The sequence below is a fragment of the Micromonospora avicenniae genome, from assembly GCF_900156065.1.
In the GTDB taxonomy this organism is placed as follows: domain Bacteria; phylum Actinomycetota; class Actinomycetes; order Mycobacteriales; family Micromonosporaceae; genus Micromonospora; species Micromonospora avicenniae.
Map to the genome: position 1 here is coordinate 184419 of NZ_FTNF01000013.1, position 25498 is coordinate 209916.

Here is a 25498-nt window from a genome sequence, read left to right on the forward strand (position 1 = left end):
AGCCCCTTCCCTCACCGCCGTGCTCCACGGCCGGCCCACGGTCAGCTGCGGCCACCAGCCCGGTTGATCTGGTTGCGGTTGTCGTCGTCGACGCCGGTGTAGCTCCACATGGCGTCGGCGGCGTACTTGCCGAGCTGCGTCATCGCCTCGCCCAGCTTCGGCATGCTGGCCTTGACGGCCTCGTTCATCGGCTGCGCGCCACCGTCGGGCGCCTCGATCGACTTGTGGTACGTCTTGAGGAACTCCTCGACGAACTCGTCCCCGCGCGGCAGCGTGCCGTGCGCGTTCTCCATCGCCGTGACCGCCGCGAGCTTGACCTGCATCGTCGAGGAGATGGAGATCCCGCTGGAGCTGAGGTGGTTGGCGATGCCGATGATGTCGGCGACGCTGGACTTGATCTCGACGAAGTTACTCATCGTCGTTCCCCTTCACGAGCACGTCCGCGTCGTGGCTGTGCAGCATCTTCTGTAGCTGGTCCCCGCCTGGTGCGAGCCGCCGCAGGTCGGGGGCGAGACTGCTGTCGAGGATCTCCTTGGACTGCTCGGCGGCATCTTCGACGGCCATCCGGACGGTGGCCACGATCGTCGCCGCGAGCGCCTTCGAGTTGGGGTGCCGGAAGACCCGCGGGTCGATCTCGAGCTCGAGCAGGTGACCACGGGGGCCGACCACCGCCTTGATGGTCTGGTCGTCGGACCAGGCCGTACCGGTCACCTTGAGCATCCGGCTCTGCACCTCGTCCATCCCGGACCAGGCCTTCTTGAGGTCACCGATCATGGCGCTCAACGCGCCGAAGTTCGGTCGTTCCTCCATCGCCCCTCCCCCAAAGGTCGCCGACGGCAGCCTAGCGAAAACCTCGCCGCGCGGCCGCCCCGCCGGCCCGGTCGTGAATCGGCGGGCCGGTCGGGCCGCCTCCCTCATGGACGGAGGCGGCCCGACCCGTCCGTCACATGCCGGCGGCGATCGCCCGGTCGACCTGCTGCATCCGGTCGGCGGAGGCGCCGAGCTTCACTCCGACGCGCATCAGCGCGTCCTTGATCTCGTTGGCGCCCTGGTTCCACTTCTGCCGGGCCTCGTCGCACGCCTGACCCGCCGCACCCTGCCAGTCCGCAGCGAAGAGCTGGGTGAACTGGGTGTAGAGGTCCTGGAGGGCACCGTCCATGTGGCCCTGGTAGGTGCCGATGGCGGTCGCCACGTCTGAGATCTGGCCGAAGTTGTAGGTGATGGGACTGGTCACTGGAATGTCACCTCTCGCTCGTCGCTTGCGGCCTCAGCCACGCAGGATGCTCATCACGCTGGTGTCGCCGGTCTCGGCAGCGGCGTTACGGATCTCGGTCGCCGCGTCCTCGTCGTTCACCCCGTACTGCGTCGCGGCGTTGGTCATCTTGCCGGACAGCTCGTCGAGCGCCGTGATGATCGTCCGCAGACCGTCGTTGAGCTGAACCGAGACGTCTTGCAGGGCGTTGTTCGCCGAGCCCCGCATGCCGCCGCCGCCCAGGGTCTGGATCCGCTCGATGAGCTGGGCCATGCCCTGCGCGAGACTCTCGCCGGTGTCGTTGCAACGCTGCGCCATTGCGTTGAGCTGTTCCTGGGTGGCGTGAACCTGACCCAGTCCTGGAGTATCGGTCAAGGTGGACTCACCCGCTCCTCTGCTCGCGCCCCCCGTTCAGGGAAGCGTCCCCTTGATGTATGGCCGTGTCCGGCCGATGCTGACGGTAGCGTCCCGTGCCGAATCGGGCTACCTCGATCGGTCTGATGTGGTGCATGATGACAGGCTGTGACCGATCGCCGGTACCCGCGTGTCGCCGGTAGAAGTTAGGCTGTGCATCGATCTGTGCACACTCGGGCGGGGGCCCGCCGCACCAGGGGAGGGTCGAGTGGCGGAGGAGAATCCGTACCAGCGGGAGACCGATCTCAACACCCGCAAGGACTGGCTCGCCGACCAGAAGCCGGTCGACGTCGACATCGACGGCATGGTCGACTACGGCAAGAACATGGTCACCATCCGCGACAACCTGCAGAGCCACGGCGGGCAGCTGAATCTGCTCAACGAGATGCCGGCCGCCGCCTGGGAGGGTGCGGTGCTCCCCGAGGCGAAGTACATGAGGTCGCAGATGCTCCAGAACTCCGGCGAGCTGCAGCAGTACATCACCTACCTGGGCACCGCCCTGACGAACACCGGCATGGCCGCGCAGACCATCGCCGACGCCTATTCCTCGACCGACGGCTGGTCAGCGGCTTCGCTGGACGCGGTGCGGTTCGCCTTCGGCGACACGGACGCGCCACGACCGCCGGGCCTGCCCCCCTTCATCACCGGTAAGACCTACTGGGACCAGTACTTCGAGAATCTGTCCGGAGCGGGCCAGGACGGAGCCGAGAACGAGGGCACGGGCGAGAAGAAGTTCACGGACACCGGCCAGCCGGTCGTCAACCCCGACGGCAGCATCACCCACACCTCCGTCGCCCCGGACGGCAGCGTCCAGCTGATGACCACGCAGATGCTGCCGGGCGGTGGAACGCTGGTCACGTACGTCACCAAGGACCCGTCCGGCAAGGTGATCAGCACCACCAGCAGCAAGACCACCACGGTCGTGCGGGACAACTCGACGATCACCACGACCACCGACTACGACGCCCACGGCAAGCCGACCGGGGGCCACCGGCAGACCGACAGCTACGGCGCGGACGGAAGCCGCAGTCAGACCGACGAGAAGTTGGGTGCCGACGGCAAGCCGACCTCGAAGACCGTCGACCAGCACAACGCCGACGGCACCCGGCACGTCACCGAGACGGACGGCAAGGGCAAGGTCACCCAGGAGCTGCACACCGGGCAGGACACGGAGGGCGTGAGCACTTCCGATGCCCTCGACTCCCCGAGCAAGAGCGCGCTTGAGGAGATCAAGCAGCACGACTACGGCATCTGAGCCAGGGAGGAAAGACGCCATGGCGGACTACTGGGGTGCCCGTGCGACCTACCCACACGGTGGGCCCAGCGGCGAGGGCACCCGTTACGTCACTCCGCCGCAGCAGACGGACCTGAAGTTCACCCCGCCCCCCGCCGACGAGGGCGGGGAGACGATCGAGGCCATCCGCGTACAGCTGATGGGGCAGCACCCGGAGGACATCTCCGCGCTGGCCGACCAGTGGCAGAACGCGTACAACCTGCTGCACAGCATCCACCAGCAACTGTTCAAGGCGAGCCAGGTCCTGCACGACGAGACCTGGAAGTCGCCGCAGGCGCGCGACGCCTTCCTGCAGGCCGGTCCGGGCAAGACCCTGGCCTACCTCGACGAGTGGATGGACGCCACGCTCAACAACGTCGCCGCGCTGCGGGCGATGGTAGGCATCGCCCGCGACTCCCGCGCGGAGATGGACCGGCTCTGGACGGAATACCAGAACGCCATCAACGACGCCAAGAACGCCGACGGGTGGACCCAGTTCTCCGAGGGCTTCAAGCAGGGCTTCACGCTGGGTCTCTACGACGGCGAGAAGGGGATCCAGGCGGCCGAGGCCGAGGCGGTCCAGGAGAAGCAGAAGGAATACAACCGCAAGGCGCAGCAGTTGGCGCACCGGACGGCCAACGAGTACTTCGACACGATGAGCAAGGTCAGCGGCGGGCACGGCCCACCGTTCTTCCCGATGGACGCGGTGCTCAACCCGGTGGGTCACCCGCCCTGGCGCGGCCCGACCGGGGTTCCGCCCGCGGTGCGCCCGCCGGTCACGAAGCCACCCGTCACGAAGCCACCGGTCACGAAGCCGCCGCAGGTCCGGGCGGTGCCCAGGCCGACCGATCCGACGGAGATCCAGAAGCAGATCCTGGAGAGGATTCAGCCACCACCGCCGGTGGCGACGCCGACGCCGACGCCGACGCCGAGCGTGGCCCCACCGCCGGTGGCGACGCCCCCCATGGTCGCGCCTCCGCCGGGCGTGGCCAGGACCGGGCCGCCGGTGACCAGTGGGCCCCGGCCCAGCGTGGCGCGTCCACCCGGGCTCGACGGGCTGAACGCGGGTGAGCGTGGCGCGATGCGCAACGGGGTGATCCGCGGCGGCACGAACGCGCCCGTGGCGGAGCCGCCGCAGGCCTCGTTGCGGTCCCCCGGCGCGACCTCGGCCCCGCCGCCCGGTGGCGGCCGCGCGGCGCCGCCGAACGCGCTGCGCGGGCCGGGTGCCTCGGCGAAGGCAACCCCGCCGCCGACCGGGGCCCGAGGCGGTCCCGCGCAGACTGGGGCTCCGCCGGCGTCGACCACTCGTCGGCCGGGTGCGCCCGGCACTACGTCCGAGTCCACCACCGGCCGCACGCCGGGCCGACCGGGGGCGCCCGGCACCGAGCAGTTCGCCCCGCGCAACAACGCCACCACCCCACCCGTACTGCAGAACCGGCAGCCCACCAAGAGCCGGCCCGGAACGGCACGTCCGTCGGACGGGCTCGGCAGCTCGACGCCGGCCCGCCCCGGCACGTCCCCATCGGTGCTGGGCAGCTCGGCCAAGGGCGGCAGCACCCCTCCGGCCACGCCGGCCCGGTCCCGGCGGGACCAGGACCGTACGGCCCGGCCGGTGCAGGCCGGCGGCGAGTGGCTGGGTGACGGGCAGCCGGAAGGTGTCGCGCCGATCCTCGACGCGCCGCTCGCGCCGCCCACCGGCGCGCGGGTGTCGCGGCTGGAGGAGGTGCCGAGCAGCCTGCGGGGCCGCCCGGCGGCGAGCGCCCAGCCGCGACCGGCCCGCGGTGGCCGGGCCGTACCCCCGGAGCTGGCGCCACGGCGAACCAGCAACGCCAACCCCGCGCCGGCGCAGCAGCACGACCAGGACGAGCAGACGATCGTCACGGACGAGCAGGCGTTCAGCGTGGAGACCCCGGGCGGCGGTGTCGTCGGCCGGCAGGCCGAGGACCGCTCGTACCGGGCGGAGCCGAAGACCGCGCTCGGCGGCGGCAACTGAGTCAGTGTTCCCGGCCGGCACGCCGGCCGGGAACACTCAGTCCCAGCTGTTACCGGTGAGCTTCTCGTAGACCTCGACGTAGCGGGCCCGGGTCGCCTCGACCACCTCGGTCGGCACTTCCGGCGCGGGCGCCTGCTTGTTCCAGCCGCCGCTGGTGGCCCAGTCCCGCACGTACTGCTTGTCGTAGGAGAACTGCACCCGGCCCGGCTGGTACGACTCGGCCGGCCAGAACCGGGAGGAGTCCGAGGTGAGCAGCTCGTCGCCGAGGACCAGGCTGCCGTCCGGCGCCCAGCCCAGCTCGAGCTTGGTGTCGGCGATCAGGATCCCCCGGTCGGCGGCGATCTCGGCGCCGCGCCGGTAGACGTCGATGGTGATCTGGCGCAGCCGCTCGGCGGTCGCCTCGCCGACCTTGGCCACCACATCGGCGTACGTGATCGGTTCGTCGTGTTCGCCGAGCGGCGCCTTGCTCGACGGCGTGAAGATCGGCTCGGGCAGGATCGACGCCTCGCCCAGACCCCGGGGCAGCGGGACACCGGAGACCGCGCCGGTGCGCTCGTACTCCTTCAGCCCGCCGCCGGTGAGGTATCCGCGGGCGACGCACTCGACCGGCACCATCTCCAGCCGTCGGCAGCGGATCGCCCGGCCGGCGAACTCCGCCGGCACGTCGGTCGCCGAGATGACGTGGTTCGGTACCAGGTCCGACAGCTGCTCGAACCACCAGAGCGAGAGCGCGGTGAGCAGCTTGCCCTTGTCCGGAATGGGTGTCGGCAGCGCGACGTCGTAGATCGAGATCCGGTCGGAGGCGACCAGAATCAGGTCGTCGCCGTCGGCGTAGACGTCCCGAACCTTGCCGGAGTGCAGAAGTTCCACGCGGCCTAGTACATCACGCGGCCCGCGTACGGCGGTAAGGGTGGCCGCGCGCACCGATCCGTACGGCCGTGGTGTGGGCGTGCTGTGCCCGGACGGACGTTGACAGCTTCGGGCGGTCCCTGCGTGAATGGGCCGACTGCCCCAACGCCTCGTCCCGGGAGTCCCGTGTGCCCGTTTCCGGATCGCCGCTACCCGTAGCCGACCCCGGCCGGCGTCGCGTGCTCGCCGCGCTACTGGGTGCGCCGCTGCTCGCGGCCGGCGGCCTCACGGGCTGCAGCTCTGGGCCGACCACCGCGCCGACCCGGGAGGGGCCGGTCGAGTTGTCGGTCTTCTGGTGGGGCGGGCCGGAGCGCGCCAAGCTGACCGAGCAGGCGCTGCGCCTCTACAGCGAGCGCAACCCCCGGGTGAGTTTCCGGGTCACCTGGCAGGGCCTGGACGGCTACTACGGGCGGCTGGCCACCCAGGCCGGCGGCGGCAACGTACCCGACCTGATCCAGCTCGACGACAGCGTCCTGACCGAGTACGCGGAACGGGAGATCATCCTCGATCTCACCGACCACGTCGCGGACAACCGGCTCGACCTGCGCAACCTTCCCGAAGGGCTGGCCCGGTACGGCCAGGTGGAAGGCCGGACGATGGCGGTGGCCGCCGGGCAGACGGCCGCGGCTGTGATCTTCAATCGGGACCTGCTGCGTGACCTGCGGATTTCCGAGCCGCGCGCGGAAATGACCTGGGAAGAGTACGTCGACTGGGCCGAGCAGGTCACGGATGCGAGCCGCGGCCGAGTGGCCGGCACGATGGACCCGTCCGGCGACTACCGGGCGCTGTGGCTGTGGCTACGGGGGCAGGGCGGGGAGTTCTACCGCGGCCGGCAGCTCGCCTTCGGCGTGGACGAGCTGATCGGCTGGTTGGAGCTGTGGCGGCGGGCGCGCGCCGGGCGAGCCACACCGAGCGCCGCACTGGTCGAGCAGGCCGACAGCGGTGAGCCGGCCCGACAGCTCGTCGTGTCGGGGCTGACCGCCGCGTCCTTCGCCTGGTCGCATCAACTGCCCGAGCTGCAACGCCTCACCCGGGCCGAGCTGGGATTGACCGCCTTCCCCGGTTCCCTCACCAGCCAGTGGCCGCGGGCTTCGATGTACTGGGCGGTCTTTCGCGGCAGCCGGGACCCTGAGACGGCCACCGACGTGATCAACTTTCTGACCACCGATGTCGCGGCCGGTGCCGCCCTCGGGCACGAGCGCGGCCTGACACCGAGCCAGGCCGTCCGGCGGGCCATCGAGGGCAGCATCACCGATCCGGGGCAGCGGCGAGCCAAGGCCCTCGGTGAGCTCCTGGGCTCCAGCCCCGGCTCCGCCCCGCCCCCACCCCCGACGGGACACGCCCGGGTCCGTTCCCTTCTGGTCGCGGCCGCCGAGAGCGTCCGCTCCGGTGACAGCGACATCCGGGCGGCCGCGAGCCGCTTTCTGGCGCAGGCCAACGCCGCGCTGACCAGCTGACCCGGCACAGCCGCGCCGTCAGCATCATCGCGACGTCACCGTCAGCGCGGCGGGCCGCCGCGACGGTTGCGGGTCAGGCGCAGCAGCAGAAGCACGATCACCACGACGACCACGAGACAGCAGAGCAGGCCCAAGAAGCCGAAGCCGCCCCGTGAACGCCGCCGCGCGGCCTCCACCACCAGCTCACCCGTCCCGGTCGACGCCCACGCCGCCACCGGTACGAACACCGAGAGCACCACCGCACCGAGGACCGCGCCGAGGCGGCCCCACCACTTGCCGAAAGAAGACATGCTGACATCCTCGCCGAGGACCGCAACCACTGCCGATTCGGCATCCGACGAGCCCCCGGTCGTGATGAGGCTTCGACCGGGCCCGTCCCGCCCCGTCAGCGGCAGGAGAGGCGATCGAAGTCCTTCTCGTCGGCGCGAGTCATCTCGAACGTCACCGGCGGCGAGTCGGACCCGGTGGCCGCGCCATCGTCCTTCAGCACGATCAGCGAGGTGCTGATCCGCACCAGGTCGCCGTCCCACTCCCCGTGGAGTTCGTTCAGGCGCGGGCCCGGGCGGTCGGCTCCGGAACGGGTGTGCAGGGCGAATCGGGTCCCGCGATAGTTGCTGGCGTCTCCCCACAGCTCGTAGGTCTCGATCTGCCCCGCGTCGCAGACCTTGGCGGCACCCTCCATGCCCGGACAGTCGCCGCAGCGGTCGGTGGCGCTCGGGGGGTCGTCGGTCAGGTGCAGCACGATCCTCCGGTCGTCGCTCGGACCGTACGGCACCGTCCCCTGCCAGTAGCCGGTCAGGGCCGGTCGGCCCGGCAGGGAGAGAGCCCACGGATTCGCGGCCCAGTGCAGGCCGTACACGACGCCGACACCGACGACGATCAGCGCGATGAACAGGGCGAGGAAGCGCGGCGTGTTGGCCTTGCGACGCCCCTGCGGTCGGACTGCCATCCGGATCTCCCTGGGGTTGCCCACACCGTACGCGCGCCGCCCTCGTCCCGCCGCCCCGCACGCGGCCCCGGATACGAAACAACCCGGTGCCCCTGCCGGGACACCGGGTCATCCACTCTCGTAGCGGGGACAGGATTTGAACCTGCGACCTCTGGGTTATGAGCCCAGCGAGCTACCGAGCTGCTCCACCCCGCGTCGGTGAGAACAACCCTACCCCATCCTCCTCGGGCCTGTTCGTCGGGCCCGCGATTCGCTCCAAGGTCCACGGAGATGGCCCGCCACCTGGGGAAACAGCCCTGCGGCGCGCCGAGGGTGGTTGACACACCCTGTCGCGCCCACCCGTCAGGTCGGCCTGGCCGTCACGTCGGCCCGACCACCGCCCTCGCCGGCGGAGCTTCAACTGTCACATCTCAGCGCGGCCAGGTCGACCGCGTCCGCCATCGCCTGCATGCCCTTGTCGTTGGGGTGGAGGTGGTCCCCGCCGTCGAAGAACGGCAGCATCCGCTGCGGGTCGTACGGGCTGCGGGTGACCCTGTCGAAGTCGACGACCGCGTCGAACTCGCCGCCCTGCCGGACCCAGTCGTTGACGGCCTGGCGCACCGCCTCGCCGGCTTCGTCGTACTCGGACCAGCCCTTGAACGGCATGACCGTCGCACCGACGACGCACCCGCCCGACGCGTGCACCCGCCCGATGATCTCCCGGTAGCCGGCGATCAGGTCGTCCGCTGTCACGCCGGAGTGCGCCTTGATGTCGTTGATCCCCTCGAACAGGAACACCGTGCCGACCCCGGGATGCGAGAGCACGTCCCGGTCCAACCGGCGCAGCGCGGACTCACCGGCGCCGTCCGCGAGCACCTTGTTGCCCGAGACACCCTCGTTGGCCACGCCCTTCACCGTGCTGTCCGGCGCCGCCTGGAGTCGTCGGGCGAGATAGTCGGGCCAGCGACGGTTCTCGTCCTGGGTGGAGGCCCAGCCGTCGGTGATGGAATCCCCGAGGACCGCCACCGCGCTGATCTCGGCAGTGGTCTGCACGGTTACGGCGTCCAGCCAGTACCAGGAGCTGATCCGGTCGGTCCAGTTGGTCGCCGCCTCCTCCGCGGCGTGGTCTCCCGCGGCCGCGTACGACGTCTGCATCGCCATGCCGTGCCCGGTCGTCGGGCCCTGGGCACCCGTCACGTACAGGCTCACGACCAGGTCGGCCTGGGCGGCCAGCTTTCCGGGCAACGGATCGCTGTACACGGTCGCGCCCGCCGGCACGACGACGGAGGCCTGCCCACCGAACGTCAATCGGCGGTTACTGCCCCGCACCAGCTCCGCGCCCTGCCGTCGCAGCCCCGCGTAGGCGCTCGTGAAGGTCACCGGGTACGCACCGAAGGCGTTGGTCAGGCGGATGCGCGCGTTCGACCCCCCGACGCTGGTGCGTACGACCAGCCGGTAGCTGCGGTCGGCAGGCCCGGCGCCCTGCCGGTCGGCGCTGGCACCCCACGTGATCACGGAATGCCGATCCGCCCCCGCCGAGGCGCTCGGCGCCACGGCCGAGGTGGCGACCGCCGCCACCGGCGACGAGCCGGCCGGGACCGCCGCCACCGGAACCGACGCCGCCTCTGCCGGGGCCGAGGGCCGGGCCTGCGCCACGGTCGCGCTGGTGAGGGGTACGCAGACCAGGGCGAACACCGACGCGACAGCCAGCGAACGCCGGCGTCGGGCCTGCCGGGCGTGGTGGCTCACCCGGGCCGTCATTGGAAGCTCCGCAGCGTGACCGACTCGCCCGGCCGGAGAGTGACCTGCCGCGAGCGGCCACCCGCGTGCACCGTCGTGGCGCGACCACCGACGCTGGTCACGGTCGCCTGGGTGACGGTGCCGTTCTTCCAGCTGACGTCGACGACGAAACCACCGCGTAGGCCCACCCCGGAGACCGAACCGGAGGCCGCCCAGGCGGCGGGCAGCGCGGGCAGCAGCTCGACGTGGCCCGGCCGCGAGTAGACCAGCATCTCGACGATGGCGGCGGGGGTGCCGAGGTTCGCGTCGATCTGGAAGATCCCGCGTCCCGGGTTCGTCTCGTAGATGTCGAAGAGGTTCATCGCCGTGCCGTTGCTGCCGTTCCTCGACGGCCTCAGGTTGTTGACCAGCAGCTGGTACGCCTTCTCCGCGTCCTTCAATCGCGCCCAGCACAGGCTCCGCCACGCGTTGGCCCAGCCGTAGCTGTTCATGCCGCGTGCGGTGAGCAATGCGGTCGCTCCGGCGATGACCTCCGCGGGTGTGGAGTCGTCGGGGCGGATCCGGTCACCGGGAAAGAGGCCGACGAGCGGGGAGAGGTGCCGGTGGGTGGTCTCCCCGAGGTTGTCCGGTGACATCCACTCCTGGAGCCACCCCGTGGTCGGGCTGACCTCGGGCAGGTACAGGCGTCGGCGCAGACCGTCGACGGTCTCGCCGTGGCCGGTGTCCCGGCCGAGCAACCGTGTCGCCGTGCGGTAGTTCTCGAACAGGTTCCACACCAGTTCCTGGGCGTAGGTGTTGCCCCTGGTGTCCTGCGGGCCGTGCTCGGGTGACCAGTCGCCGTCGGCGACCAGCACCTCCCGGGCGACACCCGCCGCGTCGGTGACGGTCATGGTGACGAGACGGGTCTCCCAGAACTCGACCGCGCCCTTGAGTAGGGGATAGATCCTCGCGAGGTAGGCCCGGTCCTGGACGTACTCGTAGTGCTCGAAGAGGTTCTGGCAGAGCCAGGCGTTCCCGGCCGGATGCCACCACCATCCGCTGCCGCCGTACGGGTTGGTCGAGAAGGCCACCGCCCAACCGGCGACCCTGCCGCTGGAGTTGCGGAACCGGTTGGTCGGGGTGTTGAAGAGCCGCTGGGTGATGTCCGTCCAGGCGGGCAGCTGCGCGACGCAGTAGTCGGCGAGGGCGTCGAAGCAGTCGGAGAGGCCGGCCCGGTCGGCCAGCCAGTAGCTCATCTGGATGTTGATGTCGGTGTGGTAGTCGCCCATCCAGTCCGGGTCGTTGCCGTCCAGCCACGGTCCCTGCAGGCCCATCGGGAGGCTGCCCCGCGACCCGGAGATCGTCAGGTAGCGCCCGAACTGCAGGTACGCGGCCTCCAGCTCGGGGTCGGGGACGTTGTCCCGCCAGCGCGCCTCCAGCCGGCCCCACGTGTCCAGCTCGCGCTGCGCCGCGGTGGACCCGCCGAGGTCCAGGTCGAACCGCTCGAAGATCGGACGGAAGTCGGCGACGTGGGTGTACAGCAGGTCGCGGACGGACTCCCGGGCCGCGGCCAGGACCTTCGTCTGGGCGAGGTGCTCGGGGTCGACCGACGGGTCGCGGAACCCGGCCGCCGCGTCCGGGGCGTAGTTGGTGCCGCCGCTGAAGACGACCGTCAGGTCCCGGCAGTTCGTGAAGGAGATCGAGGTGCCGTCGAGGGTGACCTTCCCGCTGCTGCTGTACGCGGTGACGGCGCCGCCGTACTTCAGCCCGTTCGCGAAGGAGGCGCCGAACGACGCGTACCGGCCGGTGGCGGTGGTGGTCTCGCCGTGGGTGCCGGCCAGCGAGACGGTGCCGGTGTAGCTGCCGCGTCCCTCCTGCGTGAAGTGCAGCACGATGACGTCGTCCGGGCGGCTGGCGAAGATCTGCCGACGGTAGGTGACGCCGTCGATCTCGTACGTGCTTCCGATCAGGCCCTGGGCCAGGTCGAGCGTACGGCGGTAGTTGTCGACGACGCCCAGGTCGTGCTCGGGGATGTCGACGGTGAGCATCCCCAGCAGCGTCAGCGAACCGAAGTCGTCCCGGCCGTAGGGGAACTGCCCGTCGTCCTGCAGCGTGTCGTTGAGGCCGCCGGTCCAGAGGGTGGCGTCGCTGATCGTCAGGAGTTCACGGGCGGGGTCGTTGCTCGCGAGTGCCCCGAGCCGCCCGTTCCCGACCGGCAGCCCCTGCTCGATCACGGAGTTGGCGGAGCCGGGTGCCAGCCACCAGAGCTGGTTGCGCGCCGCGTCGCTCGGGGAGAGCAGGGGGGATTCGGTGGGACGCCGGGGCGCCGCCGACGCGGCGAACGTCGGCAGGCCGCCCAGGGCGGTGGCCACGCCGGAGGCGGCGGCGAGGGCCAGGAAGCCGCGACGGCTCGGACGGATGTCGCGCGACTGGTTGTTCCGGATATCCATGTCGGTACTCCAACTGGGCGATTCACGGATGCGCGGGGGGCGGGACGGGACAGCGGCAGGTGTCGCGGCCGAACGGGTAGGCGGGGCCCAGTCGTCGACGATCGGGCCCCGGTGCCACCTCAAGGGGTCTGCGGCACGTGGATCCGGTCGATGTCCGGGGCGTACCAGTCGGCACTGTCAAAGGTGACCGTGTTGGTGCCCGCCTTCAGGGCGAGCTGGACGCTGACGGTCTCCACCGTGCCCCAGTCACCGGTGGAGGGGAACTTGAGGCTGGTGCCGTTGCCGTCGTTGGAGTAGACGGTCACCGAACGGGCGTCGCCGCTGACGTACGCCACGTTGATCGTGTAGATCCCCGCCTTCTTCGCCGTGACGCCGTTGATCTGCACCTTGCCGCCGAGGTACAGGTTGCCGACCTTCTGGCCGCCGGAGCAGGCGTCGCAACCGGCGACCGAGGCGTTGCCGCTCAGGGTGTTCGTCGACGCCTCGGCCTCGTAGCTCGTGGTGACCAGCTCGGCGCCGCCGGGGCTGACGGTGAACAACCGCGAGCCGTGTGCCGGCAGCGTCGCGGTGAGCTTGTTCTGGTACGTGCCGAGGTTCTTGCTGTTCCACAGGTCGCGTACGGAGGCCTTGCCGGTAAACCCGAGGGAAGCCCAGTTGGCGGTGACGGCCGCCGGTGCGTCGGCGAGGTTGAACAGGGCGACCGTCCAACTGCCGTCGGGGTTCCGCGTACCCCAGACCTGCTGGTCACCGGCCGGCGTGAGCGGACGGGCCGGCCGGCCGCCGTTCTGGTCGACCGCGATGACCTCGCGGTTGGTCAGCAGCGAGAGCCCGTACTCGTCGAGGCGCGTGAGGTCGTCGCCGGTGTAGAGGGGAGACTTCGAAATGGCCCACAAGGTCATGTACGTCTGCCGCTCGGCCTTGGTGAGGCCGTCCATGGCGCCGTTGCCGACGTTCAGGGAGTCGAGGTCGTTCCAGCCGCCGGGGCCGGCCTTCCGGCTCCAGGCCGGCGCGTCGTCGAACCGGTCGTCGACCGAGTTCTCCCAGGTGACAAGGGTGTTGCAGTAGCACTCGACGTCGGTGTCGATACGCCAGCCGTTGGAGTAGCGCTGCCAGTCGGCGGCGTGGCCGATGTCCAGCGACCAGGAGAGTTCGAGGTGAATGGGGCGGCCGGTGGCGGCGATGGCTCGCTGCCAGGCGGCCACGTCGGCGACGTTGTCGTAGTTGTCACCGGACTTGAACGAGCCCGGCCCGACGCCGTCGAGCTTGAGGAAGTCGTACCCCCAGTCAGCGAACATCTGTGCCTGCGAGTCGATGTACCGCTCGGCGCAGGGGTCGGCGAAGTTCAGTTTGTAGGCGCTGTCCCAGCCGTTGGTGGTACGCAGGTCCGGGTAGACGATGTCGGCCGTGGTGCAGCCCGGCGCGTTCCAGATGGGCGCTGCGCCGTCGGCGTACGCCTCCTTCTCCAGGCCGACGGGCAGGTAGATGCCGGCCTTCAACCCCTTGGCGTGGATGTCGTCGGCGACCGCCTTCATGCCGCGCGGGAAGCGGGACGGTTCGGGGGTCTGGCGGGCGTACTCGTCGAACCTCGGCTTCCACGCGAAGTCACGCCACCAGCCGGCGTCGATGTTGACGTACTCGTAGCCGTACGGCTTCAGCTTGCGGGCCATCGCGTCGGCCTGCTTCAGCACGTTCGACTCGGTCAGGTAGCTGTAGTCGCCGTCCGGGTTCAGGCCCGGGTACTTGGAGGACTGCATGCTCCAGCTGGTCCACCCCAGGTAGGGGCGGGCCGCGACACCGGTGTGGACCGCGGTGGCCACCACGCCGCTGGGTGTCGCGGCCGGCTGCGTGTCAGGGGCGGCCTGTGCCGGGGCGGCGCCCGCGCCGAGCGTCCCGGCCAGCGCCGCGGCCACGACGGCCACGCTGCTGCGGCGCCGGGCACCTCTGCTGGTTCTCATCATCAACCTCCTGGTGGCGGGTGGTGCCGGCGTCGGCGTGACCGGCCGGGGCCGGGCCGGCGCCGAGGGGTCAGGGAAGAACGAGGGACTGGATGCTCACCGCGGCCGCGCCGCGGGCCCATTCCTCGAAGGGCAGCGGACGGATGGTGAGGGGACAACGTGCGGCCGCGCCGAAGGCCTGGCGTTCGAAGCTCGTCCGGATGGGCGCGTCGAACAGGTCGTACGCGGCCAGCCCTTCACCGGACACGACGATCCGGGTCGGGCCCACGAGGTTCGCCACGGCAGCGATGCCGCAGCCGATGGCGTTGCCGGCCCGGGTGAAGACCCCGCGAAGCAGCTCGTGGCCGCCGCGGGCCAGGGTCACCGCCTCGTCGAGGGTGAGGTCCGGATGGCCGGTCCGCTCCCGGGCCTGCGCCACGATGGCGTCCGTGCCGGCGATCGACTCCACGCAGCCGCGTCCTCCACAGTGGCAGTCTGGGCCGCTCGCGTCGACGACGACGTGGCCGATCTCGCCCGCGACGCCGTACGCGCCGGAGACCAGCCGCCCGTTGACCACCAGGCCGCAGCCGATGCCGGTACCGACGGTGACGAGGGCGAACGACTCGGCGCCAACCCCCTCGCCGAACCAGTGCTCGGCGGCGGTGAGCGCCTTCACGTCGTTCTCGACGGTGACCGCGAGACCGGTGAGCCGGGCTGCGCGTTCGCCCAGTGGTACGTGCCGCCAGTGCAGGAACGGCGAGTAGCGGACCAGGCCGGTGGTGTGGTCCACGTCGCCGGAGAGGGACAGCCCGAGCCGACGGGTGCGGTGGCGGTGCTCGGGCGGCGTGTCGAGCAGTCCGTCGACCAGCCGGCCGACCTCGGCGAGCACCGAGTCGACGTCGGTATCGGTGAGCGGCCGACGGGCGGTGGCGCGCACCTGGGCGCAGAGGTCACAGATCACGCCGATCAGCTCGTCAGCGGTGATCTTGACGCCGACGAAGAACTCGCGGTCGGCGCGGACGGCCAGTGGGCTGGCCGGGCGTCCGGCACCGGGGCCGGTGCGCTCCGTCGCGGCCAACTCGTGCAGGTAACCCAGTTCGATGAGGGGACGGGCCGCCTTCGTCACGGCGGCGGAGGAGAGCCCGAGCCGGCGGGCGAGGCCGACCCTGCTGACCGGGCCCTCGGTGAGCACCGTCGTGAAGACCGCCGTCGCCGCCGGCGCCCCCGCGAGCGATCCCGTGTCGCTGCCAGGAAACATGCCCGAAAGCTTAGGCAAATATTTAACTTCTTCAAGTATTGAATCTGGCGAGCGGCCGCCCTACAGTCCGCAGCACCTCCGGCCGACGCAATCGAGCCCGCCCCCGGGAACAGGGACGGGCTCGATCTGATGTTTCTCTCGTAGCGGGGACAGGATTTGAACCTGCGACCTCTGGGTTATGAGCCCAGCGAGCTACCGAGCTGCTCCACCCCGCGTCGGCTCGACAACCGTAGCGCACGCCCCCCGTCTGCCGCAAAACGACGCGGTCGAGCCGACGGGCCGGTGCCGAAGCACCGGCCCGCTTGGCTGGTCAGTCCAGCCAGTTCGAGATGGCCCGTTCCGCACGCCGGCTGTAGTCGTCCACCTGCCGCCGGTCGCTGGACGTACCCTCCCAGCCCATCTCCCAGAGCACCGTCACCACGTCGCCGATCCGAATCACCCGGATCAGCCGCAGTACCTCGCCCTCCGCCGGTTCGCCCGCCTCCCAGGCCGGTTCGCGCACCTCGATGAGCACCGCCTCGTCGCCGAAGTCGCCGCCCGGGAGCAGCCGGTGCCGGTCGGACCGTCCCGGTACGGTCTCCTGCTCCGGGCACTCCCGCACCGCCCGGCGCAGGTCGGCCATCCAGTCGTCGGCCCGCCCGGGTCGGTGGATGGAGATGGAGTTCCGGTAGGTGCCGTACGGCACCGTCCCCTCCGGCTGGTCCGGGGTCAGGTGATAGGTGAGCACGCGACTGCGGGTCTGCACCACCCGACCATCGAGGTCCGCACCGCAGAAGTCCGGCAGAACCTCGCCGCCTTGCTGGAAAGTGGGTTCTGCCGCCATGGTCGACGCGGGCTGGGTGAAGAACGCCCGGTCCGGGATCGACCTCGGTGTACGCGGGTCGTGAGTACCGCTGCTCGTCGCGGACGGCCGGCCGGTCGGCGTCGCCTTCGGTGACGAGGTGGCCGACGACGGAGTGGCCCGTGACGGGGTGACCGTCGACGGGGTGACCGTCGACGGCGACGGGCTGGGCGCGATCACCGTCGGGACCGGCGGGCCGGCCGGTGGCCCGACGGTGCCCTGATCGGCTGCCAGAACCAGCCGGGTGCCGGTGGCCGCGCCGGCGACCAGCAGGGCCACCAGGAACACTCCCCCCGCTGCCCGCACCCGGGCCCGCCGGTCGGTCCGGCGGCGCAGCTCGCCCGGCCCGTCCAGCGGGCGGCCGTCGACGTCCGCGGCGAGCGATCGGTAGAAGTCGGACACGTCACGCGACATCATTGGCCTCCAGTTCCTCCGCGGAAACGCCGGGCAACAGCGCGGCCAGGCGCACCCGCCCCCGGGACAGCCAGGACTTCACGGTGCCGACCGGCACCTGCATCTCCCGAGCGATCTCCTCCACCGACAGGTCGACGAGGTAGTGCAGCGCGAGCGCCTGGCGCTGCGCGGCCGGCAGCTGACGCAGCGCGTCGAGCAGCAGCACACCGTCCTCGCCGGGTGGCTGCACCACCTCCGGTGGGCCGCTGCGGACGAGCGCCGCCCGCCAGCCGTGGAGCCGGCGCCAGCGGTCCGTGGCCAGCCGGGCGACGACCAGCCGCAGCCACGCCTCCGGCGCCGGGTGCACCGACATCTGCCCCCACTGCCGCCAGGCCCGGGCGTACGCCTCCTGCACCAGATCCTGCGCCTCGGTGTAGTCACCAGCGACCGCGTAGCCGTACCGGAGCATCCGCCGCGACGTGCTTCGATAGAAGTCGTCGAAACTGTCCGCGTCCCTCATCTCGCCACCACGCTCCCCCCACATTCATCGCCCCGTATGCAGACAGGACGATCGGGGAGTGGGGACGGTTGCAATCAGTGATGGGTCGGAGAGACGACAGAGCCCCCGGGCACCGGGACCGGAGCAGGTCCACGGGCCGGGGGCCGGGCTGTCGTGCCGCGCGGGTCAGCCGCCGGAGGGCGCGCTGCCGTTCGGTGACGGTGGCGGGCTGCTGCCGCCAGGCGTCGGGGTTCCGCTCGGCGTCGGAGTGGCGGCCGGCGTACCGGCCGTCGGCGTGGTCTGTGCCTGAGCCGCCTCGAAGGCCTTCATCGCGTCGTCAAGCGCCTTGAGCGCCCGCCCGTACCGCTCGAAGTCACCGGACGTCTGGGCGGCGCGTACCTCGGCGATGGCGGTCTGCACCCGGTCCGCCGCGGCGGCGAGCTCGCCGGTGACCGGCGGCGTGTCGGGCCCGGTGGGCGGCGTCACGGGCGGGTCGTCCCCGGTGGGCGGCGGGGGTGCGTTCTCCGCGGCCCGCTTGCCCTGCTCGACGAGCTGCTTGATGCCGTCGGACAGGCTGTTCGCCAGCGCCACGAACGAGCTGCCGTCGCCGTAGGAGACGAGCACCCGCTGCAACTGCGGGAAGGCGTCCTGGTTGTTGCTCTTCACGTAGACCGGCTCGACATACAGCATCCCGTTGCCGAACGGGAGGGAGAGCAGGTTGCCGTACAACACCTGGGCCTGACCCGAGGCGGCGAGCAGGTTGAGCTGCTGCCGGATGTCACCGTTGTTGGTCATCTGCTGGTGCACCTGCACCGGCCCGGAGATCCGGGTCTGGTCCGGCAGCTCCAGCACCTCCAGCCGGGGCTCGCCGTCGACGTACGACCCGGAGATCAGCGCGGCGAGGTTCTCCCGCTTGTTAGGGGTGACCGCCGAGGTGAGCTGGAACCGCGGCCCCTCCTGCCCGGGGAACTGGGTGAAGAGGTAGTACGGCGGCTGCTTCTGCCCGCTGTCCGGAGCGTCCGGCACGTTCGGCACCTGCCAGAAGTCCTGCGCGGAGTAGAAGTCGCCCGGGTTGGTGACGTGGAACTTGGTGAGCAGGTTGCGCTGCACCTTGAACAGGTCCGCCGGGTAGCGGAAGTGCTCGGCCAGCTCGACCGGGATGTCCTTCTTCGGCAACACGAGGTCACCGCCGAACGCCTTGTTCCAGGCCTTGAGCACCGGGTCGTTCTCGTCGAACTCGTAGAGCCGGACGGTGCCGTCGTACGCGTCCACCGTCGCCTTGACCGAGTTGCGGATGTAGTTGACGTTCTCCCGGGCCAGCTGAAAGGTGCCCCGACCGGTCAACTCGTCGGTGGTCTCCTCGCGCAGGTTGACCCGCTGGGCGTACGGGTAGCTCGCCGACGTGGTGTAGCCGTCGATGATCCACTGGACCCGGCCGTCCACCACCGCCGGGTACGGGTCACCGTCGATCGTCAGGAACGGCGCGACCTTCTCCACCCGGTCCCGCGGATTGCGGACGTAGAGCAGCTTCGAGCCGTCGTTGACCGCGCCGGAGAGCAGGAAGTTCGACTCCTGCTCCTTGATCGCGTAGAGCAGCCGCCGGGTGAACGAACCGATCTCCACGCCGCCGGCGCCGGTGTACGTGTAGAACTCGCCGCCACCCTCCCCGACCGGCCGGTCGAACTCGGCCTTCTTGTTCGGGTCGGTCTGGCCGACGATCGCGTAGTCGTCCTCGCCCATCCGCTCGCCGTAGTAGATCCGCGGCTGGTCGGCCGGAATCTGCTCGGTCTGCGAGGCGCACCCCTGCCCGGCCTTGTCGCCGAGGAAGCCGGAGACGAAGAACGGCTGGCCGCTGCACACCTGGTTGGCCGGCGCGGCCACCAGTCCGTAGCCGTGCGTGTACACGGTGTGCCGGTTGATCCAGGTGTTCTGCTGGTCGGTCAGCTCGCCGTAGTTGATCTCCCGGACGCCGACCACGTAGTCCGAGGTCTTGCCGTTGACCCCGTACCGGTCGATGTCCAGCTTCGGACCGAAGTCGTAGAAGCCGCGCACCTGCTGGAGCTGGGTGTACGTCTCGCTGACCAGCTGCGGGTCGAGCAGCCGGATGTTGGGCACCACCGAGGTGTCGGTGGCCAGGTTCGCCGGCGGGGTGAGGTTGTTCGCCGCGTACGCCGTGGTCTTGGTGTCCCCGAGGTCGAACGCGGTCCGGGTCGCCTGGATGCCACGCTCGATGTACGGCGCCTCCTTCTCCTTGGCGCTCGGCTTCACCTCGAACGTCTGCACCGCCCACGGGTAGATGCCGCCGATGGCGACCGCGGACACGCCGAGCAGGGCGAGCGAGATGCCAGGCCAGACCAGGTTCCGCATCCACGCGTTGGAGAAGATGATGATCGCGACGGCTACCACGATCGAGATGTAGGCCAGGATCTCCTTCGCCGGCAGCAGTGCGTTGACGTCGGCGTAGCCGGCGCCGTAGAGCTTGGCGCCCTCGTTGTACTCGAGCAGCATCGCCCGCCGGTCCAGCACGTACGCGATCGCCTTGAGCGCCACGAAGATCGCGACCAGCGTGCTCAGGTGGGCGCGCGCGGCGTTGGTCATCCGGTCACCCACGCCCTGCAGGCGGACGCCGCCGAAGATGTAGTGCATGGCGAGCGCGCCGATCACGGACAGCACCACCGCGGTGAAGCCGACACCGAGCAGGTAGCGGTAGAACGGCAGCTGGAAGACGTAGAACCCGACGTCGACGCCGAACTCCGGGTCCTTGACGCCGAAGTCGCCGCCGTTGCGGAAGAGCAGCCACTGGCTCCACCGGCCCTGCGCGGAGAGCCCGGCGAAGAGGCCGACGATCACGGCGATGATCGCGATCCAGGTGCCGAGCCGCGGGGTGAGCGCCATCCGGTAGCGCTCCAGCGTCGCCTGCTCGACCGAGTGCGGGCGCAGCCGGGGACGCAGCCGGTAGGCCAGCCAGAGGTTCCCGCCGATGACCAACGCCATGACGAGGCCGATCACCAGGAAGAGCAGCAGCCGCGTGAGGAGCACACCGGTGAAGACCTCGGTGTAGTTGACCTCGTCGAACCACAACCAGTCCGTCCAGGCCCGCACGCCCCAGCCGAGCAGGGTGAAGAGCGCGAACACCCCGACCAGGACGGCGATCGTGACGCGACCGCGCCGACTCATCCTCGGCAGAGGGCTGCTGCTTCGCATGACCACTGTTGGCTCCGCACGCTCGATTGATCGGCTCCGACCAGGCACCCAGAGTACGGGGTGTTCCTGAATACGGCGCCCCATGGTCGCGCCGTGCCGGTCGCCGGGCCCTGGCATGGCCCGCGCGACCCGCCGCGGACGTCGAGCGAGGTCCGGACCGGTACCGCCGCCCGCGGGCACGGCACGGCCGGTGTCGCGCCGGCGTGGCGCGCGCGACCCGCCGGCGGCCGTCGAACGAGGCCGGGGCCGGCGGCAGCCCTGCCGACCCTGGCGGTCAGCAGCGGGTCGGCTCACCGCCGGCGCGCAACGTCTCGAGCGCGCTGAGCGCCTCGTCCAGCGACCCCACCCTGATCAGCGGCAGGTCGGGCTGCGGGTTCCGGACGGCCTCGGCGCAGTTGTCGGCCGGCACCAGGAAGACCTTGGCCCCCGCGTGCTTCGCGCCGACCAGCTTCTGCGCGATCCCGCCGATGGGGCCGACCTTCCCCTCGTCGTCGATGGTGCCGGTGCCCGCGATCACGATGCCGCCGGTCAGGTCGGCCGGAGTCAGCTTGTCCACGATGCCGAGGGCGAACATCAGGCCGGCGCTCGGCCCGCCGATGTCCTCCAGGTCGATGCTGAGGTTGAACGGATGCGGCTGCTTCTGCTCGATCTCGACCCCGATCCGCGGGCTGCCGTCCTGCTCACGGCTCGTGATCCGCGCGGTGGCCGGCACGCCGTCACGGGTGTAGCCGATGGTCAGCGTGCTGCCCGCCGGCTTGGCACGGATCAGCTCGGTGAGCCGGACGGCGACCGGCACCGGCTGGCCGTCGACCGAGGTCAGCACGTCACCGGGCTTGAGCATGCCGGCGGACGGGCCGCCGCCGGTCACCGCCTTCACCACCACCTGCACCGGGAAGCCCAGTTCTCGCAGCGCGGCGGTCTCGGCGCTGGTCTGGGAGGCCTCGAAGTCCTCGGCGTTACGCTGCTCGACCTGCTGCTGCGACTCCCCCGGCGGGTAGATCAGCTCCCGCGGCACCACCGCCTCGTCATTGGAGAACCAGCCGGCGATGGCCGAACGGAGCTTCACCGACGGCTGGACGCCGACCGTGGTGAGCCGCAGTTGCCCGGCCGACGTGGAGGTCGCCCGACCGGAGACCTGGATGACCTCCTTGCCGTTCTCCGCGCCGAGCGTGTTGACCGTCGGTCCGGGGCCGAGCACCACGTACGGGATCGGCGCACCGAGCACCCCGATGCTGAGCAGGGCGGTGAGCAGGGCACCGAGCAGGACGGTCAGGCCGCGACGTCTCATGCGGCAGAGCGTACCGACCGCTCCGGGTCGACCCGGCGCTGCGCGGGCGACTTCGCCCTCAGCGCAACGCCAGCGGCGCTACCTGGGGGCGCGGCGCGCGTACCGTAGACGTCGTGCCTGATATTCCGTTCGGTTTCGCGCTACCGGGTGGGCAACCACCAGACCCCAACGACCCCGCGCAGATGCAGCAGTTCATGTCGCAGTTGCAGCACCTGCTCTCCACGTCGGGCAGCGGGCCGGTGAACTGGGACCTCGCCCGGCAGGTGGCCGCCAGCCAGCTCGCCGCCGCCGGCGACCCGGCGGTCTCGCCGTACGAGCGCAACGCCGTGGAGGAGGCTCTGCGCCTGGCCGACCTCTGGCTCGAGCCCGCCTCGGCCCTGCCCTCCGGCATCCAGACCTCGGTGGCCTGGAACCGCAACGAGTGGATCTACAAGACCCTGGACGTGTGGCGGAAGCTCTGCGATCCGGTGGCCAGCCGGATGGTCGGCGCGATGGGTGACCTGGTGCCGCCGGAGGCCCGCGCCCAGCTCGGCCCGATGCAGTCGATGGTCGCCACCCTCGGTGGCGCCCTCTTCGGGGGCCAGTTGGGTCAGGCGCTCGGCTCGCTCGCGGCCGAGGTGCTCTCCGCCGGCGACATCGGGCTGCCGCTCGGCCCCGCCGGCACGGCCGCGCTCATCCCCGCCAACATAAAGGCGTACGGCGAGGGCCTGGAACTGCCGGAGGACGAGGTCCGCCTCTACGTGGCCCTGCGCGAGGCCGCCCACCAGCGGCTCTTCCAGCACGTCCCATGGCTGCGCGGGCACGTGCTGAATGCCGTCGAGACGTACGCCGCGGGCATCCGGGTCAACCGGGAGGCGATCGAGGAGGCGATGGGTCGGGTCGACCCGACCGACCCGGAGTCGATGCAGGCGATCGCCCTGGAGGGCATCTTCACCCCGGAGGACAGCCCGGCGCAGAAGGCGTCGCTGGCTCGCCTGGAGACCGCGCTGGCCCTGGTCGAGGGCTGGGTGTGCCATGTGGTGGACAGCGCCGCCGGCGGCCGGCTGCCGGACGTCGTACGCCTCGCCGAGGCGTTCCGCCGTCGCCGCGCGGCCGGGGGGCCCGCCGAGCAGACCTTCGCCGCTCTGGTCGGCCTGGAACTGCGCCCGCGCCGGCTGCGTGAGGCGGCCGCGCTCTGGGCGGCGCTCACCGAGCATCGCGGCATCGCCGGGCGGGACGCCCTCTGGGGCCACCCCGACCTGCTCCCCTCCGAGGACGACTTCGCCGACCCGGTGGCGTTCGCGATGGCCGACTTCGACGTCATCGGCGAACTGGAGAAGTTCGACTTCACAGCCCCCGGCGGGCCGCACGAGGAGACCCCCGGCGAGTCCGAGCGGCGCCACGACGAGGGCGACGACGACACCCGTTCCTGATCCTCCCGTCAGCCAGCTACCGACGCGAGCGTGATCAAGAGCTTTGCGTCATCCGGATGCCGCTCGGTGACGCAAAGCTCTTGATCACGCGGACTGCCCTCGGCCGCGGGTGGGCGGGGGTCAGCCGGGGTGGGCGGCGCCGGAGAGCAGGGCGCGGGTGGCTTCCCAGCCCTCGACGGCCGGGTCGAGGGCGGCCAGGTCGGCGGGCCCGCGCAGCCGGCGCCAGGCCGGCGTCACCGCGAGGTCGCCCGGCCGGGGAGCGGCGGCGCGCACGGCTGCCGGCAGCGTCTCCTCCAGGTCCACGGGGGGCAGCCACGGGGGTACGGGCAGCCGCGCGGCTACCCCGAGCAGACCTGGGCCACCCTCGGCGGGCGCGACCGCGACCGGGCGGCTGGTCAGCGGGCGAAGCAGCTTTCCGATGGTCAGCCCGGGCAGGTCCGGCGCGTCGGCGGCGATCACGGCCGCCTGGTCGTACCCGGAAAGTGCCGCGAACACCGCGCTCGGAGTCGGCTCAGGCACCTCGTACACGGCCGTGTCCGGCCATGTCACGGCGTCGGCGACCGCCCGGTCGGCGGGGGTGACCGCCACGGCGGTGTCCACCTCGGTCAGCATGGCGAGCAGGTCGACGGTGTCCTCGGCGAGCGCCGTGCGCCACCGCACCGGGTCGACGCCCGGCGGCGCCCACGTCACGGGCCCGAGCAAGGCCACCACCACCCGCCGTACCATTCCCCGACCCTAACGCCGCACCCGGCCGACGCCCACCCGTGCCGCGCCCACGGGGACCGCACCCGTTCGGCCGGACGGTGCTTTGCGGGATCAAGATCGCGTAGCTGGAAGGAAGTAGGGGATTCAACGGCCGGCTGAGGCCACCACTCCCGGGGGTGCTGCGCGATCCTGGCGTGTGCAGGTCAGGCAGGTCAGGCAGGGACGGTTGGGCGGTCCCGGCGAAGCCGGTCAGTCGGTCAGGGCGGGGACGGCCGCGGCGATGCCCTCCAGGTAGCCGCGGGCCCGCTCCGACTTCGGGTAGCGGGCGACCAACGCCCAGAAGGCGGCGTTGTGGCTCGGCACGATGAGGTGCGCCAGTTCGTGCAGCAGCACGTAGTCGATCACCCAGTCCGGCATCTCCTGCACCCGGTGCGAGATGCGGATCGTCCGGTCAGCGGGAGTGCAGGAGCCCCAGCGGCCGTTCTGGTTGGTCACCCACCGGACGCTGGCCGGGACGGCCCGCGTGCCGTAGTCCGAGAGGTAGGCGTCCATCAGCCGGGTGGCCCGGGCGAGCAGCTCGGCGTCGGACCGGGCCAGTCGCCCCTCGCGGGCGGCGAGCCGGGCGAGCATGCGGTCGACCCACTCGCTCTCCTCGGCCCGGGAGAACTGGTCGGGAATCAGGACGACGACCCGCTCACCGTCGCGGTACGCGGACACCGTACGCCGTCGGCGCTGGCTGCGCCGTACCTCGACGACCGGCTTGCGCGCCCCTGCCATCACAGACCCGCGCAGCCTCGATTTGCTGCCACGAAGGAAAGCTACTGCCTAGTGACCAGGGGTACGCAAGGGTCAACCCTCCGACACGCGTCCAGAAGATGGTGATTGGTCGCCAGGAGTCCCGAAAAAAATCTGGCCGGCGTGTCGAGACGCACTCCGTAACCCTTCGTGGCGACCGCCGGCGCCGCCACCTGGGATGAACCCCGGCCACCCCCACGGTAAGTGATCAACCGGCTCGCCCGCCTCACGGGGGCGCCCCGAAGGGGCGTCTGTGGCGGTTCGGTCGGCGTGTCCCCGCCAAACTGACTTATCCGACGTTATTCGCCGTGCACACTCTCGTGGTCGGCTTCCTCACAGTGTCGACGCGCAGCTGACATGGAACTGCCCAGACCTGGGTAGGGTCCGCGGACCAGCGACCACGTGGGTGGCCGCAGGAGTTTGACCCAGCGCGGCGCCTCTCACGGCCCGCCGCCGGGAACCCCGCCGGAACCGGTACCGGCCGGCGGACGAGACGAGGAGGGCACCGTGGCCGACCAGGCCCAGACCTACAACGGTTACTGCGTCAAGTGCAAGGAGAAGCGGGACTTCGAGGGACACATCGAGGTCTCGAAGACCGGGATGAACATGGCCAAGGGCAAGTGTCCGGTATGCGGCACAACAGTGAACCGCATCCTGGGCAAGGCCAAGGTCTGACACGTTCGCCAACGGGCGGGGCGCGGCTCTGACGGTCGCGCCCCGCCCGTCTATGGCGAGCACGCCGGCCACGCGCCCGGCCGCGTGCTGCAGGTCGGG

The 25498-nt window shown here is 71.0% G+C and carries 22 protein-coding genes and 2 tRNA genes; 5 read left to right on the forward strand and 19 right to left on the reverse strand.

The features are described 5' to 3' along the window. Positions 1-41: 41 nt before the first annotated feature. From BXA10_RS20530 to BXA10_RS20545, 4 genes are all read right to left on the reverse strand, one after another. The gene (locus BXA10_RS20530) at positions 42-416 is read right to left on the reverse strand and encodes a hypothetical protein (protein ID WP_076472183.1); all 375 of its coding nucleotides are present in this window, start codon (positions 414-416) and stop codon (positions 42-44) included. Continuing rightward, positions 409-810, reverse strand: coding sequence for a YbaB/EbfC family nucleoid-associated protein (locus tag BXA10_RS20535; RefSeq protein WP_076472186.1), 402 nt, complete (start codon positions 808-810; stop codon positions 409-411). Before BXA10_RS20535 ends, BXA10_RS20530 begins: the two co-directional genes overlap by 8 nt. Positions 811-943: 133 nt before the next feature. Then, complete coding sequence (locus BXA10_RS20540; protein ID WP_076472188.1) at positions 944-1234, reverse strand: WXG100 family type VII secretion target; 291 nt, start codon at positions 1232-1234, stop codon at positions 944-946. Between the two features lie 33 nt (positions 1235-1267). After that, positions 1268-1627, reverse strand: a complete 360-nt coding sequence (locus BXA10_RS20545) for a WXG100 family type VII secretion target (RefSeq protein WP_245828329.1) — start codon at positions 1625-1627, stop codon at positions 1268-1270. Between the two features lie 247 nt (positions 1628-1874). On the opposite strand from BXA10_RS20545, the gene BXA10_RS20550 reads away from it, so the two are divergent. Together BXA10_RS20550 and BXA10_RS20555 are read left to right on the forward strand one after the other, a co-directional pair. Next, the gene (locus BXA10_RS20550) at positions 1875-2921 is read left to right on the forward strand and encodes a hypothetical protein (RefSeq protein WP_076472193.1); all 1047 of its coding nucleotides are present in this window, start codon (positions 1875-1877) and stop codon (positions 2919-2921) included. Between the two features lie 19 nt (positions 2922-2940). After that, complete coding sequence (locus BXA10_RS20555) at positions 2941-4932, forward strand: hypothetical protein (RefSeq protein WP_076472196.1); 1992 nt, start codon at positions 2941-2943, stop codon at positions 4930-4932. Positions 4933-4968: 36 nt separating this feature from the next. Here BXA10_RS20555 and BXA10_RS20560 read toward each other — a convergent pair whose 3' ends face one another. Further along, positions 4969-5802 carry a phosphoribosylaminoimidazolesuccinocarboxamide synthase gene (locus BXA10_RS20560; RefSeq protein WP_076472199.1) on the reverse strand — a complete coding sequence of 278 codons (834 nt, stop codon included), beginning with the start codon at positions 5800-5802 and terminating at the stop codon, positions 4969-4971. Positions 5803-5969: 167 nt separating this feature from the next. Between BXA10_RS20560 and BXA10_RS20565 the strand changes: the two genes are divergently transcribed. Beyond that, the gene (locus BXA10_RS20565; RefSeq protein WP_076472202.1) at positions 5970-7298 is read left to right on the forward strand and encodes an ABC transporter substrate-binding protein; all 1329 of its coding nucleotides are present in this window, start codon (positions 5970-5972) and stop codon (positions 7296-7298) included. Between the two features lie 41 nt (positions 7299-7339). Here BXA10_RS20565 and BXA10_RS20570 read toward each other — a convergent pair whose 3' ends face one another. The 12 genes from BXA10_RS20570 to BXA10_RS20625 form a co-directional block, all read right to left on the reverse strand. Next, the gene (locus BXA10_RS20570) at positions 7340-7588 is read right to left on the reverse strand and encodes a hypothetical protein (protein ID WP_076472205.1); all 249 of its coding nucleotides are present in this window, start codon (positions 7586-7588) and stop codon (positions 7340-7342) included. 95 nt (positions 7589-7683) lie between these two features. Further along, on the reverse strand, positions 7684-8247 hold the full coding sequence (locus tag BXA10_RS20575) for a hypothetical protein (protein ID WP_139338058.1): 564 nt from the start codon (positions 8245-8247) through the stop codon (positions 7684-7686). Between the two features lie 121 nt (positions 8248-8368). Further along, positions 8369-8442 (reverse strand) — tRNA-Met (locus BXA10_RS20580). A 201-nt stretch (positions 8443-8643) separates the two neighbouring features. Beyond that, the gene (locus BXA10_RS20585; RefSeq protein WP_084753054.1) at positions 8644-9987 is read right to left on the reverse strand and encodes an SGNH/GDSL hydrolase family protein; all 1344 of its coding nucleotides are present in this window, start codon (positions 9985-9987) and stop codon (positions 8644-8646) included. Beyond that, positions 9984-12395: a glycosyl hydrolase family 95 catalytic domain-containing protein gene (locus BXA10_RS20590; protein ID WP_076472209.1), complete on the reverse strand. Its 2412-nt coding sequence runs from the start codon at positions 12393-12395 to the stop codon at positions 9984-9986. Before BXA10_RS20590 ends, BXA10_RS20585 begins: the two co-directional genes overlap by 4 nt. A 119-nt stretch (positions 12396-12514) precedes the next feature. Further along, entirely contained in the window at positions 12515-14350 is a 1836-nt protein-coding gene (locus tag BXA10_RS20595) for an alpha-galactosidase D (RefSeq protein WP_076472308.1), read from the reverse strand. A gap of 70 nt (positions 14351-14420) precedes the next feature. Next, positions 14421-15587 (reverse strand): ROK family protein, encoded by a 1167-nt coding sequence (locus tag BXA10_RS20600; RefSeq protein ID WP_076472212.1) that lies wholly within the window; start codon positions 15585-15587, stop codon positions 14421-14423. A 141-nt stretch (positions 15588-15728) separates the two neighbouring features. Continuing rightward, positions 15729-15802 (reverse strand) — tRNA-Met (locus tag BXA10_RS20605). A 95-nt stretch (positions 15803-15897) separates the two neighbouring features. Then, a complete protein-coding gene (locus BXA10_RS20610) occupies positions 15898-16842 on the reverse strand; it encodes a hypothetical protein (RefSeq protein ID WP_076472215.1) in 945 nt (314 codons plus the stop codon). Continuing rightward, positions 16832-17341 carry a SigE family RNA polymerase sigma factor gene (locus BXA10_RS20615; RefSeq protein WP_076472218.1) on the reverse strand — a complete coding sequence of 170 codons (510 nt, stop codon included), beginning with the start codon at positions 17339-17341 and terminating at the stop codon, positions 16832-16834. The genes BXA10_RS20610 and BXA10_RS20615 overlap by 11 nt, the downstream gene beginning before the upstream one ends. Positions 17342-17506: 165 nt before the next feature. Further along, positions 17507-20524: a UPF0182 family membrane protein gene (locus BXA10_RS20620; RefSeq protein WP_076472311.1), complete on the reverse strand. Its 3018-nt coding sequence runs from the start codon at positions 20522-20524 to the stop codon at positions 17507-17509. A 274-nt stretch (positions 20525-20798) separates the two neighbouring features. After that, complete coding sequence (locus tag BXA10_RS20625; protein ID WP_084753056.1) at positions 20799-21812, reverse strand: YlbL family protein; 1014 nt, start codon at positions 21810-21812, stop codon at positions 20799-20801. Positions 21813-21925: 113 nt separating this feature from the next. Between BXA10_RS20625 and BXA10_RS20630 the strand changes: the two genes are divergently transcribed. Then, a complete protein-coding gene (locus BXA10_RS20630; protein WP_175649256.1) occupies positions 21926-23224 on the forward strand; it encodes a zinc-dependent metalloprotease in 1299 nt (432 codons plus the stop codon). A 120-nt stretch (positions 23225-23344) separates the two neighbouring features. Here BXA10_RS20630 and BXA10_RS20635 read toward each other — a convergent pair whose 3' ends face one another. Together BXA10_RS20635 and BXA10_RS20640 are read right to left on the reverse strand one after the other, a co-directional pair. After that, positions 23345-23950: a hypothetical protein gene (locus BXA10_RS20635; RefSeq protein ID WP_076472224.1), complete on the reverse strand. Its 606-nt coding sequence runs from the start codon at positions 23948-23950 to the stop codon at positions 23345-23347. A gap of 228 nt (positions 23951-24178) precedes the next feature. Beyond that, on the reverse strand, positions 24179-24706 hold the full coding sequence (locus BXA10_RS20640) for a M48 metallopeptidase family protein (RefSeq protein ID WP_076472226.1): 528 nt from the start codon (positions 24704-24706) through the stop codon (positions 24179-24181). Positions 24707-25231: 525 nt separating this feature from the next. Between BXA10_RS20640 and BXA10_RS31575 the strand changes: the two genes are divergently transcribed. Continuing rightward, entirely contained in the window at positions 25232-25399 is a 168-nt protein-coding gene (locus tag BXA10_RS31575; protein ID WP_007072829.1) for a DUF5679 domain-containing protein, read from the forward strand. The last annotated feature ends 99 nt before the right edge of the window (positions 25400-25498 follow it).